General features: G+C 60.4%; 11 protein-coding genes. 5 read left to right on the forward strand and 6 right to left on the reverse strand.

Annotation, left to right across the window (positions count from 1 at the left end):
* Positions 1-5 precede the first annotated feature (5 nt).
* The 3 genes from SMD27_RS22760 to SMD27_RS22770 all read right to left on the reverse strand — a co-directional run bounded on the left by SMD27_RS22760 (position 6) and on the right by SMD27_RS22770 (position 5,286).
* The gene (locus SMD27_RS22760; protein WP_320510750.1) at positions 6-1,763 is read right to left on the reverse strand and encodes a PQQ-dependent dehydrogenase, methanol/ethanol family; all 1,758 of its coding nucleotides are present in this window, start codon (positions 1,761-1,763) and stop codon (positions 6-8) included.
* 227 nt (positions 1,764-1,990) lie between these two features.
* On the reverse strand, positions 1,991-4,000 hold the full coding sequence (locus SMD27_RS22765; protein ID WP_320510751.1) for an acyltransferase family protein: 2,010 nt from the start codon (positions 3,998-4,000) through the stop codon (positions 1,991-1,993).
* Positions 4,001-4,188: 188 nt separating this feature from the next.
* The gene (locus tag SMD27_RS22770; RefSeq protein ID WP_320510752.1) at positions 4,189-5,286 is read right to left on the reverse strand and encodes a thermonuclease family protein; all 1,098 of its coding nucleotides are present in this window, start codon (positions 5,284-5,286) and stop codon (positions 4,189-4,191) included.
* 264 nt (positions 5,287-5,550) lie between these two features.
* On the opposite strand from SMD27_RS22770, the gene SMD27_RS22775 reads away from it, so the two are divergent.
* Together SMD27_RS22775 and SMD27_RS22780 are read left to right on the forward strand one after the other, a co-directional pair.
* Positions 5,551-5,763, forward strand: a complete 213-nt coding sequence (locus SMD27_RS22775; RefSeq protein ID WP_320510753.1) for a TetR family transcriptional regulator C-terminal domain-containing protein — start codon at positions 5,551-5,553, stop codon at positions 5,761-5,763.
* 116 nt (positions 5,764-5,879) lie between these two features.
* Positions 5,880-6,839, forward strand: a complete 960-nt coding sequence (locus tag SMD27_RS22780) for a DMT family transporter (protein ID WP_320510754.1) — start codon at positions 5,880-5,882, stop codon at positions 6,837-6,839.
* Here the strand turns inward: SMD27_RS22780 and SMD27_RS22785 are convergent, their stop codons facing one another.
* Positions 6,840-7,739 carry a LysR family transcriptional regulator gene (locus tag SMD27_RS22785; RefSeq protein WP_320510755.1) on the reverse strand — a complete coding sequence of 300 codons (900 nt, stop codon included), beginning with the start codon at positions 7,737-7,739 and terminating at the stop codon, positions 6,840-6,842.
* 117 nt (positions 7,740-7,856) lie between these two features.
* On the opposite strand from SMD27_RS22785, the gene SMD27_RS22790 reads away from it, so the two are divergent.
* Both SMD27_RS22790 and ampC read left to right on the forward strand, forming a co-directional pair.
* Positions 7,857-8,594: an SDR family oxidoreductase gene (locus SMD27_RS22790; RefSeq protein WP_320510756.1), complete on the forward strand. Its 738-nt coding sequence runs from the start codon at positions 7,857-7,859 to the stop codon at positions 8,592-8,594.
* A 190-nt stretch (positions 8,595-8,784) separates the two neighbouring features.
* The gene (gene ampC / locus SMD27_RS22795; protein WP_320510757.1) at positions 8,785-9,954 is read left to right on the forward strand and encodes a class C beta-lactamase; all 1,170 of its coding nucleotides are present in this window, start codon (positions 8,785-8,787) and stop codon (positions 9,952-9,954) included.
* A gap of 45 nt (positions 9,955-9,999) precedes the next feature.
* On the opposite strand, the gene SMD27_RS22800 is transcribed toward ampC, so the two are convergent.
* Complete coding sequence (locus SMD27_RS22800; protein WP_320510758.1) at positions 10,000-11,583, reverse strand: ABC transporter substrate-binding protein; 1,584 nt, start codon at positions 11,581-11,583, stop codon at positions 10,000-10,002.
* Between the two features lie 607 nt (positions 11,584-12,190).
* Positions 12,191-12,628, reverse strand: a complete 438-nt coding sequence (locus SMD27_RS22805) for an EamA family transporter (RefSeq protein WP_320510759.1) — start codon at positions 12,626-12,628, stop codon at positions 12,191-12,193.
* Positions 12,629-13,012: 384 nt separating this feature from the next.
* On the opposite strand from SMD27_RS22805, the gene potE reads away from it, so the two are divergent.
* On the forward strand, positions 13,013-14,362 hold the full coding sequence (potE, locus tag SMD27_RS22810) for a putrescine-ornithine antiporter (RefSeq protein ID WP_320510760.1): 1,350 nt from the start codon (positions 13,013-13,015) through the stop codon (positions 14,360-14,362).
* The last annotated feature ends 79 nt before the right edge of the window (positions 14,363-14,441 follow it).

Here is a 14,441-nt window from a genome sequence, read left to right on the forward strand (position 1 = left end):
CGCGATTACTTCTTAAATTCCGGCAGCATCTTCTCGATCACCTGCTGATTATAGGCGCTGCCTTCTTGGACCTTGCCGTCGATAGCGAACACCCAGAGCATGCCGCCTTTCGGCGCCGAATAATAGAAGCTCGGGTCGCCGCCAAGACCGGAGAGCACCGCAACATACTGCTTTCCATCCAGCTGGTAGGTGATCGGCGAGGCGTTGATGCCAGATCCTGTCTGGAACTTCCACAGCTCCTTGCCTGTCTTGGCGTCATAGGCCAGGAAGCGGCCGCGCTGGTCGCCGGTAAAGAGTACGCCTCCTTTGGTGACCAGCATGCCGGCAAAGAGCGGCAATGAGCTTGGTACGTCCCAGACGACTTTCTTATTGGCGATATCGATGGCCTTGATATGGCCGATCGTGTCACCCATCCGGTACATTTGATAATCGACGCCGATATACCAGTCACCCGGCTTGTAATTCAGTTTCTTCTTTTCCCATGCCGTGAGGCCCATGCCCCATTGATTGACCGAGGTGAAGAAGTAGCCGAGATCAGGATCATAGGCTGGCGGGAACCAATTGGTGCCGCCTTCCAGGCCGGGCACGATCGGCTGGATCGTGGCGCCGCCACTCTTCGGCCGCATCTCCGCATTGACCTTGGGGCGACCCGTGACGGGATCGATGCCGGAGGTCCAGTTGATGCCTTCAACGAGCGGGAAGGCATAGATGAACTTTCCAGTGGTCCGGTCGATGGCATAGAAGAAGCCGTTCCGATTGGAGACCACGGCTGCCTTGACCGGCTTCCCGTCGATGGTCAAATCAACCAGGATCGGGGTCGCCATGCCATCATAATCCCAGGCATCGTTCGGCGTGTATTGGAAGGCCCACTTCATCTTGCCGGTATCGGGATCAAGCGCCATCATGCAGTCGGTCCAAAGGTTGTCCCCGGGGATCCGATCTGTGCTCCATGGAGCCGGATTGCCGATGCCCCAATAGAGCGTGTTGGTCGCCGCGTCATAACTGCCGGTCAGCCAGGTCGGCCCGCCACCGGTTTTCCAGCTATCGTCCTTCGGCCAGGTGTCGCTGCCCGGCTCGCCCGGCGCCGGGATGGTATAGGTTGTCCATTCAAGCGCACCCGTCTTGGCATTGAAGGATTTGAGATAGCCGCGCGCCCCGAATTCGCCGCCCGAGATGCCGATGATCACATGGTCGTTGACGATGAGCGGCGCGGAGTTCGTGGTGATGCCCTTCGACCAGTCATCGATCTTCGTTTCCCAGGCGACCTTGCCGTCGGCACGGTGGAGCGCGACCAATTTTGCATCGAGCCGCGCGACATAAACCAGGTCGTCCTTCATTGCCAAGCCGCGATGGATCGGGCCGCAGCACAGGACTGCAGTCAGTCCCTGGTCGTATTCCGGTTCGTAATGCCAGACGATGTTGCCGCTGCGGGCATCGACGGCAAAGACGCGCGCATAATCGGCAGAGAAGTAGAGGACCCCGTCGCGGAATAGCGGCGTGGATTCCAGTCCGCCCAACTGGCCGCCGGTCGACATTGCCCAGACCGGGTGCAGCTGCGCGACATTTTCCGGGGTCAATTCGCTGAGTGGGCTGTATCGCCAATTGCGATAGTCGCGCCCATACATCAGCCATTCAGCACTATTGTCCTGCGCCTTCAGCAAATCATCGGTGCTGACCGGTCCGGCCTGGGCTACAGGTGTGGCAAGCATAACAGCGGTGACAATGGTCACCGCTGCAAAGATATGCTTCGATATCATTTGCATGCGGTTGCCTCCCGTCGTACGAACTTTATCCTGTCGGTTGCACTGCGATATGGGTCGCAGGCCCGGTGCTCGTTACGCCGCTATATGACGCCGGCTTGACGCCAGCCGAGGAATGATACCGTTCACTGTTGGCGATGTCGATGCCGTCCTCGGCAGGGGAATCTTTACCGCTCGCGAGCAGCATCGCGAATGCCCCGTCATGGTCCGGTACCAGCTAGCTGATGCTGTTAGCCGCCGTGTGCGGTCGGCATGCCGGCAAAGGCGGCAAAGACGGGGTCGTAAAGCGTGCTCAATTCACGGGCGCGGCTGGCCGTCAGATGATCGGCGTCGACATAATAAGGCTGGCCGTTTTCCTGCACCTCGCAATCATCCGGATCGCAGAAGGTGGCGGTCGGATCGACGATCGACGCACCGTATTTGGCTGCCGCCGCGGTCAGGATCGCCTTTGCCTTTTGTTGCCGCGTATCGACAACGCTTCTCGGCGGGTCGATGTCGCGGACCACTTGATGCAGCGCCGCTTTGGCAAGGGCGTCAGGAACGTCATATCCCGGCTCAGGCACATCCATCACCAGAACGACATGCACATTCAACTGCTTCAGCGCGGCCAGCGTGCGCTCCAACCCCTCAGCGACTTCCCGTGAGCGGTCGGTGATCGAATAGGAGCGGGTGGGATCGAAATAGGGCCCTTCATTGCCGAATTCGGAGCCCAGCACCTCGCGCGGCCAGCGTGCGACAAGGAAGACGAGCGGAATATGCTGTGTCGTCACCAGGTCGAGCACGGCGGCATTCCGGTCGATACAGGCGGCAGCTTTACCCTTAGTTCCATTGACCGCGTGATAGCCGAGCAAAGGCGGGCAACCGCCTTGTCCGGCCAGCAATCCCGTCGCGCCATATCGCTCGGCCGCAAGATCGATGGCGGGCGCCATCGCGCCGGCATGAGAATCGCCCCAGACGAGGAAATCCACTGATTCCGGCAACTCGACACCAAGCATGCACAGTTTTCCGGCGCGGACATCATCATTGCTCGGCCCGCGATGCTTGGTGTCGGTGAAACAGGTCGCCTTCCCATAGCGGCTGGTATCGAGCTTCGCGGCATAGATCTGCTCGACATTGTCAGGAAGGCGTTCCGGCCATCCCTTGGTCGTCACTATGGCGATGCCGGCAATGCTGAACGCCGCCATGCTGGCAATAGCTGTCTTGAACAGCGGCTTGCGTGCCGCCAGCAGCGATCGCCGACGGAACGGCCGTTCGATCAGCCACCAGGATAGGACGGCCGCCATGAACGAGCCGGCCACCACATACGCCCCTTGCGACCAGGTCAGCAGATCGCCTTGCTTATATTGGAAGAAAACGATGATCGGCCAGTGCCACAGATAGAGCGAGTATGAGATGAGGCCGATGAAGGCAAGCGGGCGCGCCCCTAACAGACGACTGAGGGGATTGTCGATCTCTCCCGCGAGGATGACCAGCGCGGCGCCGAGGCAGGGCAAGAGGGCGAGGGCGCCGGGAAAGGGCATGTCCTCGGAAATGCCGCAAACGGCCGCTAGGATCAGCAGCAGGCCGAGCGCTGCCATGCAGATGGCGGATACGGGCCGCTGTGGCGCGAGGCGAGGCTGCAGAGCGATAAGTCCCCCCAGCGCGAGTTCCCAGAAACGTGCCGGCATCAGAAAGAAGGCGCTTTCCGGCCCGTATCGTACCCAGTAGAGACTGAGAGCGAACGAGGCCATCAGCAGAAAGCCGATGATGCACAGCCGTCGACGCGGTGCCCATCGTTCGACCGCCAAGAGGATCAGCGGGAAGACGATATAGAACTGTTCCTCCACCGCCAGTGACCAGGTATGCAGCAACGGCTTGAACTGTGCCGCGACGTCGAAATATCCCGCTTCGTGCCAGAATTGGATATTGGAATAGAACAAGGCTGTCGCGATGGCGCTGCGGCCGAACAGGATGAACTCCCGTGGCATGAAGAGAGAGCTGGCCGCGACGACACAAGCCGCCAGCACGGCAAATAAAGCGGGAAAGATCCGGCGGATGCGGCGCTCATAGAAATCCGCGAGCGAAAAGCGCTGCTGCGCGATATCCCGTGTGATCAATCCGGTGATCAGATAGCCGGAAACGACGAAGAAGATGTCAACGCCGATGAAGCCGCCGCTCAGCCCGAACCCGGCATGAAAGAGGACGACGGAAAGGACAGCGATGGCCCGGAGCCCATCGATATCGGCGCGATAGGATTGCATGGATACCTTGTGGAGAAGAAATACTCGTTTTAATAAAATTGCATCGAACTCCTAGGAATGGGGGCGCGTATCGAGCACAACGCGTCGCCAATTGCCATTGGAATTCTTACATTTATATGACGGGCTGGATGATCCAGCCTGAAGTGGAACAGCAACCGATGCCGGCGAGGTGATCGCCAATCCGCGGCCTATAGAAACTTCTGTCCCCGCTCCAGCACCATATCGGCAGAATCGACCAGCTTGCGCAAGGCGGTGCGGACGTTTTCGCTGGGGATCTCGCCGGCATGGCGCAGCATCTGGGTGATGCCGGCATGGGCCGCATGGAACTGCACCAGGTCGACGCCGATATCGCGGGGCAGGCGATGAGCGCGGCCGGCATTGCCGACATAGACCGGTGTCGATGGCAGGTTCAGCGTCGCCAGATGATCGACCGGCAGGGGGGCCTGGTGGTTCAGGCCGGATGTGTTGATCACGAAATCGGCGGCAGCTTCGCGGATGGCGAGGACCTCGGCCAGAATTTGCGCCAGCAGCGAGGTATCGCTACGCCGCTGATCCAAAAGTTCCAGGCGCCGCTGCCGGTTTCCCAGCAGGCCAAGCAGCAGTAGGCCGACAAAGGTGAGCAGCACGATCGGCGCGGCGACGATCCAGTCCCGGATCACGCCGCGATCGATCCAGGGCTCCGGCGCCGGCTCGGCTTTCGCAGGTGGGGCTGCCGGTTTTTCCGCTTTCATCCAAAGTCCAACGGCCATCTGCCGCGCGACCAACTCCGCCGCATCGTAACGCCCGCCCAGCGCTTGTTCCTCGGCCGTGGCATTATTGCCGGCCCGATACACCGCGGCCTCGCCACGCTGCAACATCGCTTCGGCGAGATCTGTATTGCCAGCCTTACAGATGGCAATGGACATGCCGTCGCGGGTCCGGTCCGCTTCCGTACAGGCAACGCGCTGGTGATCGACAATCTCGTCCAGGGCGACACGGGCATCGGGCCCCTTGGCGCTGTCGATATCTGGCGCGGCAATGCCGTAAAGACGGACCAACCGGTCGCCGAATCGCAAGGTGTCGCCATCGATCACAGTGGGCGTACCCTCGATCGACGTGGTGCTAACCGCCCCCAGTGGTGCGCCGTCGACCGCTCCTACCGGCGCCGCCTTGGGAGCGGGCGGCTCGTCGGCGGGTTTCTTTTTGGCCAGCGCCGGCGAACTCGCCAAGGCAAGCGTCAATCCAACCGCAAGGACACTCTGCGCTGCAACCGTGACGGCGCGCTCTTTTGGCAATTTTTGCTGCAATTGCACTATCTTAGCCTTTCGTCTCTGCATGCCGGCAGTGGTAGCCAGCACAACCGGGGAAGTCAAATCGCAGTTTCGCGATGGCGAAACGCGCCCCACGCCCAAAAGGTCCACGCCCCCCCCCCCGCGGCCGGGCGTCAGGTTTTCATGCGCAGAGGCGAGACGCGGAACTGGACAAGACGGCCCCGCTTCGGCATAAATTGAATAAATATTCAAATATTGAACGTTCGTTCAGGTATCGGAACGTGATGCCGGCTGCATGGCATGCGTCTTCTCGCGACCCTGCCGCAAGCCGTGCCGAAATCCCATCTCATGCGCCGCACCCGCGATATCGCCGCGCCGCTGATCGCCATGATCGACGGCTACTGGCTCCAGGCCATTCTCAATCCCGGCCGCTTCAGCCATCGCACCGCCATACAGGATTGCCTGAATTTTCTGCAAACCAGCCTCGCCGAGGACCGGTCACAAGGCACTTAGTGAAGCGGTCCTGGCATGAGCCAGGCCGATACCTGCCTTCTCTTCCCGTGTGATGACGCGGTCCGACCGGCCCTCTATGGTGCAGGTCGGCCAAGCCATGAAGGGGAGAGACCACCGTGACGTCCGAGGCGCCCGCCACAACTTCCAATATCGCAGAGGCGCCACGCAATTCGGACCGCCAAGCCGTGCCGCAGGAACATACCCCACTCTGGCTGAAAGCCGGTCCGGCAATCTTCCTTTTGCTCTGGTCGCTCGGCTTTCCGGTGGCGAAGATCGGCATCCGTCACGCCGATCCGCTGATGATCCTGACCATGCGCTATGGGCTGGTGCTGATCGTCCTGGCGCCGCTGATCGTCTGGTTCCGCCCCCGCCTGCCGGCGCGGCGCATCGACTGGCTGCATCTGGCGGTGGTCGGCTTCCTCATCCAGACGCTCTATTTCGGCCTCTGCTATACCGCCTTCTCCTTCGGCATGTCGGCCGGGACCATGGCGCTGATCGTCTCGCTGCAGCCCGTCGTCGTCGCCCTTGCGGCGCCGGCCATGGTCGGTGAGGTGATCGGCCTCAAAAGATGGCTCGGTTTCGGCTTGGGCCTGGCTGGCGCGGTCATTGTCATCCTTTGCCGCTCGGCCGTGGAGGTGACGTCGATCACGGGATTGGTTCTCACCGTGATCGGCCTGTTCGGCATGAGCGGTGCTGCCCTCTATGAGAAGCGTTTCGGCGTGACGCAGCATCCGCTGGTCGCCAATGCCGTGCAATATGGCGTCGGCTTCATCACCACCTTGCCCTTCGCCTTCCTGTTCGGTTCGACGCGGGTCGACTGGAATGGCGAATTCATCGGTGTCATGGCCTATCTCGTCATCGGCAATTCGCTGATCGCCATTACCCTGATGCTAGCGATGATCCGCCATGGCGAGGCTTCGCGCGTCGCCGCCTTGTTCTTCCTGGTACCGCCGCTTGCCGCCTTGCTGTCCTGGCCGATGATCGGCGAGACCATGCCGGCGGCTGCCTGGATCGGAATGGCGGTTGCCGCGATCGGCGTGGCGCTGGCCAGCAGGCGAGCCGTTAAGAGCAAATAATCAGGTCCATTCCCAATAAGGCGGCTTGCCGAAAGCATCGCGCAGGCTGTCGGCCAAAGCACGCAGTTTCGCCGATGGCTGCCGGCCTTCCGGATGCGCAATATAGATGAATTCGCCCAAAGCTGGCGATCCGACATCAATCACTTGCAGCGTACCGGCTTTGACCTCGGCACCGATAATGAAGGTCGGCAGAAAGGCGATGCCGAGCGCGGCCAGGGTGGCGTCGCGCAGCATATCGCCGTTATTCACCCGCAAGGCGACCCGTGCCCGTACTGTGATCGCGCCGCTCGGTCCGGCGAACTGCCAATCGGTGACGCCGCGATTGGTATAAGTGAGGGCCCGATGTGCGGCAAGTTCCTCAAGCGATCGCGGCACGCCATGCTTGGCTAGATAAGACGGCGCCGCCACTAGGACCCGACGGCTCGGCGCCAGTCGCCAGGCCATCAAACGGCTGTCGAAGATCGGGCCGTGGCGGATCACCGCGTCGAAACCATCGGCGGCGGCATCGACCCGGCGGTCGTTGAGATCGAGTGTCAGTTCGATCCGGGGATTGCGTTGCAGGATGGGATAGAGCGCCGGGCCGAGATGCATCCGGCCGAAAGTCACTGGCGCCGACAGGCGCAGTGGCCCTGACAATGTGCCGCGCCGTTCGGCCAGATCGGCGACGGCGGCATCGATGTCGCGTAGAATGGCCGAGGCCCGTTCCAGGAAAGCCGCCCCGTCCTCAGTCAGGGACAATTTCCGGGTCGTCCGGTGGAGCAGGGGGCTTTTCAGGTTGCGTTCCAGCTCCGCCAGGCGTTCGCTAACCACCGATTTCGATAGGTTGAGCCGCCGGGCTGCCTCGCTGATCGATCCGGCCTCGGCCACAGCCACGAAAGCCGCGATTCCTTCGATTTTCATTGTTCGGTTTTTCCGAAAAGCAGTTCTCTTATTTCCAGTCTAATCAGGGCGGGGAAAAAGGGCCAGTTTCTTCAGCGACGGGAGCACCCGGAAGCGAATTCTCAGCAGGAGGAGATCATGAAGAGATTGCAAGGCAAACGCGCCCTCATCACCGGCGGCACCAGTGGCATCGGCCTGGAAACCGCCAAAGAATTTCTGGCCGAAGGTGCCCGTGTCGCGGTCACCGGCAGCAGTGCCAAGAGCATCGAGGAAGCGCGCAAGGTGCTGGGCAAAGATGTGTTGGTGATCCAGGCCGATGCCGGCGACGTCGCGGCACAGCAGGATGTCGCCCGGCAGGTGAAGGAAGCTATGGGTGGCCTCGATATTCTTTTCGTCAATGCCGGGATCGGCGATTTCCGGCCGGTGGAGAATTGGGACGAAGCGGGATACGACCGCTCCTTCGCGATTAACGTGAAGGGCCCCTATTTTCTGATCCAGGCGCTGTTGCCGCTTTTCGCCAATCCCGCGTCGATCGTCCTTAATGCCTCGATCAACGCCCATATCGGCATGCCGATGAGCAGTATCTATGCCGCCACCAAGGCTGCTTTGCTGTCGATGGCGCGTACATTGTCGGGTGAATTGATCAGCCGTGGCATCCGCGTCAACGCGATCAGCCCGGGCCCCATCGCAACGCCGTTGCACGGAAAGATCGGCATGGATGATGAGGCCGTCAAAGGTCTCGTTGCGCAAATTCCGGTGGCCCGTCGCGGCGATACCGCCGAGATCGCCAAGGCCGTGGTCTTTTTCGCCTCCGATGAATCGACCTTCACCGTCGGCAGCGAGCTCATCATCGATGGCGGCATGGCTACCTTGTAATCAAAGCCGCGACAGCCGGGACGCCCCCCGTTCTCAAGGCACGGAAGAGCCGACGAGAACGGGCGGGCGAGTCTGGTCGACTGCCCCAGTTATTCTAATACGTGCTGCAAAATATCGTAGTTTGTATGGCGTCGGTATATTCCCTATACCGGCCGGCAAGCGCGGTTACGGGATAGAGGGGCATTCGATCATGATAAGAGTTTCACGGCCAAACCTTGGCATTCTTGCCGCGGGTCTTCTGCTCGGCGGCACCGCCGCTCACGCCGCCGACAATCCTGGCCCAAAAGAGATCAAGCACATCGTCGATCAGACGATCCGCCCATTGATGAAAGAGAACGACATCCCCGGCATGGCCGTGGGAATCACGGTCGGCGGCAAGGCCTATGTCTTCAATTATGGCATCGCCTCAAAAAAGAGCGGGCAGAAGGTCAATGACGAAACGCTGTTCGAGATTGGCTCGGTCAGCAAGACCTTCACTGCGACCCTGGCGGGTTATGCGCAGGTGACAGGTGCCTTGTCCCTGTCCGACAAGGCGACCAAATATCTGCCGGCACTCGCCGGCAGCAGCTTCGATACGATCAGCCTGCTCGATCTTGGGGTCTATACGGCGGGCGGCTTGCCCTTGCAGTTCCCCGACAATGTCACCGATCAGGCGACAATGGTCGCGTATTACAAGGACTGGCAGCCCGCCTATGCACCCGGCACGCATCGGCTCTATTCGAATGCCAGCATCGGCCTGTTCGGCTATCTGGCGGCGCAAAGCCTGGGGCAGTCCTTCGACGATCTGATGGCACAAAAGGTCTTTCCGGCTTTCGGCCTGACCCATAGCTATATCCACGTGCCGCAGAACAAGATGGCGAGCTATGCTTACGGCTATTCGAAAGACGGCAAACCGATCCGCGTGCGCCCGGGCGTCCTGGATTCGGAGGCCTACGGCGTGAAGACCACCGCGTCGGACATGATCCGCTTTCTCGCGGCGAATATGAACGGCGCGAAGCTGGACGACACATTCCGCCGGGCAATCTCCGTTGCGCAAAGCGGCTATGACAAGATCGGGGACATGACACAGGGCTTGGGCTGGGAGATGTATGACTATCCAGTCACGCTCGACCGCCTGTTGGCGGGCAATTCATCCGACATGGTCCTTAAGCCGCATGATGTCACACGGCTGTCGCCGCCCGTGCCGCCGCGCCAGGATGTGCTGATCAACAAGACCGGCTCGACCAACGGTTTCGGCACGTATGTCGCTTTCGTGCCGGCCAAAAATATCGGCATCGTGTTGCTAGCGAACCGAAACTATCCCACGCCGGCGCGTGTGACGGCCGCCTACCAGATACTGACGGCACTGGAAAAGCAATAACCCCGCCCCGCGATACCGGCGGCGCAAGGCGGGGCCATGCCGGTATTAGCTGATGAGCCAGGCTTTCTCGCCGATCCGGCCGTTATCCATCTCATCCAGCCCATGCGGTGTCAGGCCGCCGACCTTCTTGGTGCATGCTTCCAGCCGGTCGGCGAAGACCGCGACGATCTGGCCGCCATCGTCATGCAGCATGCGCTGCAACTCCCATAATTTCCCCTTGCGCCTGGCCGTGTCCAGTTCCGCCTTGGCTTCCAGCAGCAGCTTGTCGAAAGCTGGCACGCGCCAATGCGTATCGTTCCAGGGCGCGTCGGATTTATAGCCGACGGTGAGGACCTGGGTCGCCGAGGCGCGGGCGACCCAGAAGCAGGTGCACCATGGGGCTTTCAGCCAGACATTGTCCCAATAGCCATCGGCCGGCTGGCGGTCGATCTTTACATTGAGGCCGGCGCGACCCGCATCCGCCTGGTAGAGAACGCCCATGTCGACGGCTCCGGGGAACGCGCCATCGGAAACGGTCAAGGTCATGGCCGTGTCGCCAAGGCCGGCCTTCTTGGCATGGAATTTCGCCTTGTCGGGATCATAGCTATATTGCGGCAGGCTGGTATTGCAGAAGGGATCGGTGGGTCGGATTGGATGATCATTGCCGACCGAGCCATAGCCATTGAACACGGTCTTCAACACCTTTTCCCGGTCCAAGGCGTATTTCAGCGCCAGCCGCGTATCGGGATTGTCGTAGGGTTTGTGGTCGATCATCATTGGCGCGGTGTAATGCTGCGCGCCAGGCGAGCGCACCAATTGCAGGCCGTTGCTTTCGACCAGCGAGGCTGTCTTGCCGTCGATCCGGTTGACGGCATCGACCGAACCGGATACCAGCGCATTCACCCGCGCCATCCCGTCATTGACCACCGTCAAATCGAGACCGTCGAGATGACCGCGTCCGGCTTTCCAATATCCGTCCCGCTTCTTAAACTGGATACGGACACCCGGCTGGAAGCTCTCCAGCACGAAAGCGCCCGTCCCCACCGGATGCTGCCAGTCGGTGAAGCCGTTCGGCACGACCTGTACATGGTAATCGGCGAAGATGGTCGGCGTATCGGCATCGGGGCTTTCCATCGTCACCAGGATCTGGTGCGACGATAGCTTCTTGATGTCCTTGATCGCTTTCATCACCGCTGCCGCGCCGGATGTCGTATTGGCGCCGCGATGCAGGTTGATCGAATAGATGATGTCGTCGGCGTCCAGCGTCTTGCCGTTGGAGAAGGTGACACCCTTGCGGACATTGAAGATCCATTCTGTCGCACCCGGCTTGGCTTCCCAGCTTTCCGCCAGTTCCGGGATCGCCGTTCCGTCGGCATCGATCTCGACCAGGCTGTTGCGCAAGCAAAAGCCGGTCACGATCCCGACCGTGCCCGTAACGGTGCGAGGGTCGAGGCTGTCCGTGGTATTGCCGCCACCCATGCCGAGCTTCAGCACGCCGCCCGATTGCGGCTCGGCCGCGTAACCTGCTTTGGCGAGGATGGTTTGCGAAGCGACGGCACCGATGCCCAGCGCGCTCGCATATTTCAGAAAGTCGCGGCGACCGACACCGCCGCGGCGCAGAGCCAATTGCAAATCAAGCCAGTCCGACATTCTCGTCTCCCAGTGCTATAGGTCATTGCTTTTGATGACTCGGTTGTTGGCGTGGTGGCCTCGTCGTGCAGTTCTCCCCGTTGCACGCCACCGCTGCTGTTTCCGATGTCGTTCCTCTTGATAGAGGTCAATTTTCGCATACCGAAAATATATGCGCTTTCCGACAATCGAGATAAGCCGATACGGCCCGGCTTCGCAAGCGTCGCATTCACCGGGGTCACAAGATGCAGTGATAGCCGCGACGCATCCTGATCGCCGCAACGGTGAGGCGCTCGTACGCATCGCAAGCATCGCCAAATGCGACGCTCGTCGAGGTTGTCACCTACAAAGGCCAAGTTTGACAGCCTTGTCGCAACCGGCAACGACGGGTTAACAGCGTTGGTGACCGGCGAATTCTGTTGGCATCGGGCGATGAGCGGAACCAAGATCGACACAAGACGAGTTTGTTGCCGACGCCGAGTTTGGATGCCAGAGGCCCTTGTCATATGTGGACGGCCTCTGCATTGGGTCGGAGACGAGGCGATGTTCGTGTTGGTTGGCTGTGGTCTGTGTCCGACCTTCAGGTGCGGCCGGTTTGCTTGCCAGGTCAATCTCCATCAATTCGGCGCTAAGCCTGCCAGGCGATGATGCCGGCCCCGGCGGCAATCAGCACGATGCCGAGCCAGCTCACGATCGACAGGCTCTCGCCCAGGAAGGCGACGCCGAACACAGCGACCAGCACCACGCTCAACTTGTCGATCGGTGCCACCTGCGCCGCCTGGCCCAGTTTGAGCGCACGGAAATAGCACAGCCAGGAGGCACCGGTGGCGATGCCGGAGAGGATCAGGAAAAGATAGGTGCGGGCGGAGATGCCGCTCAATGGCTGCCATTGACCGCTGGCCAACACGATCGCAAGGACCACGCCGAGAATGACGATGGTGCGGATCAACGTCGCGAAATCCGATTGAATATTCTCGACGCCGACCTTGGCAAAGATCGCCGTCAATGCCGCGAAGGCTGCGGACAAAAACGCCCAGAAGGGCCAACTGCTCAATAGCGATTTCATCGCTCCTCCTTGGCGCATGCGTTATGCGCGGGTTCCTTGGACTCAGTCGGCAAATATCGGCGCCAACAAACGGTGTAAGACCCGCTTCCCAGTGGCGCTTATTACCGAGCTTTATTTAGGTTAAACAGAAAATGCTTGCTTTTTGTTGTGCGCTGCATCCCAATGATCGCGAGCTGCGAGCAGCCGTGCCACGGGGATCCACCGACCGAGACTGACATAAAACGTCATACGAAGGTACGCCAAGCTATTGCCTTGGCCGATGCTCCGGTTTCAATTCGGTTGCCCGTTTTTATCTCGGAGAGAAATATCCGAAAGCCGCCGAGTCATCACGTCCGACAATGAATTTGTGCAGAACGGATTACGCTTCTCGCGATGGAGGTTGGAATGAGTGCGCAAGGCAGTAAAATGAATGTATGGCAGCTCACCATTCTGACTGCCGTCAACATGATGGGCTCCGGCATTATCATGCTCCCGACCAAACTCGCTCAGGTCGGCACCATCTCGATCATTTCCTGGGCCATCACGGCGGGTGGTTCCATCGCCCTGGCTTATGTCTTCGCCCGCTGCGGCATGCTCAGCAAGAAGCCGGGCGGCATGGGTGGCTATGCCGAATATGCTTTCGGCAAGGGCGGCAATTACATGGCGAATTATACATATGGCCTGTCCCTGGTGATCGCCAATGTCGCTATCGCGATCACCGCCGTCGGCTATCTGGTCGTGTTGTTCAATATGGAATTGTCGCCGCTGCAGACCTGCATCTGGTCGATCGTTCTCCTCATCATCACCACGGTCGCCAATTTCGGCGGCGCCCGCATCACCGGCCGTATCGGCGCGGTGACGGTCTGGGGCGTCATCATTCCGGTGGTCGCGGTTGCGCTCCTCGGCTGGTTCTGGTTCAGCGGTTCGACCTGGCTCGCGGCCTGGAACCCAAACAACCTGCCTTTCGGCACGGCGGTCGGCGCCTCGATCTCCCTGACCCTCTGGGCCTTTCTCGGGCTGGAATCAGCCTGCGCCAATGCCGATGCGGTGGAAAATCCCGAACGCGACGTTCCGGTTGCCGTCATGGGCGGCACGCTCGGCGCTGCCGTCATCTATATTCTCTCCACCAACGTGATCGCCGGCATCATTCCGGATCAGGAACTGGCGGCATCGACGGCACCTTTCGGCCTTGCCTTTGCGCATATGTTCTCGCCGATGGTCGGCAGCATCGTCATGGCTTTGATGGTGATCGCTTGCATTGGCTCTTTGCTCGGCTGGCAGTTCACCGTGGCACAGGTCTTCAAAAGCTCCGCCGATGTCGGCTATTTCCTACCGATCTTCGGCCGGGCGACTAAGAACGGCACGCCGATTATCGGCATGCTCGTGCTGCTTGTAGCCCAGGTTGCGCTCGCTCTGATGACCATCAGCCCCAATCTCAGCGCGCAATTCGAGCGTGTCGTCAATCTCGCCGTGGTCACCAATCTCGTGCCCTATGTCATGTGCATGGCGGCGATCTTCGCGATCCAGAAGGTGAGGCGGGTGCCGCGCTCCAAGCAGATATTCACCAACGTCATCGCCCTGATCGGCGCCGCCTATAGCTATTATGCGCTCTGGAGCTCCGGGACCGAGGCGCTGATGCTGGGTGGGCTCTGCATCTTCCTCGGCTGGACCCTGTTCGGCTTCGTCAGTGCCCGCTTCTATGATGCCGATATCAGGGCAAAGGTGAAGCATCCGGGCCTGGCCTTGCAGGACTGATCACATTCCCCGGGCGTGGTCTCAGGATCGGGCCCGGTTGCCAGCCTCAATCGCATTTGCATTTGCTTACTGTTCGTCG

Origin of the sequence: Dongia soli, from assembly GCF_034044715.1 — a bacterium.
GTDB classification, from domain to species: domain Bacteria; phylum Pseudomonadota; class Alphaproteobacteria; order Dongiales; family Dongiaceae; genus Dongia_B; species Dongia_B soli.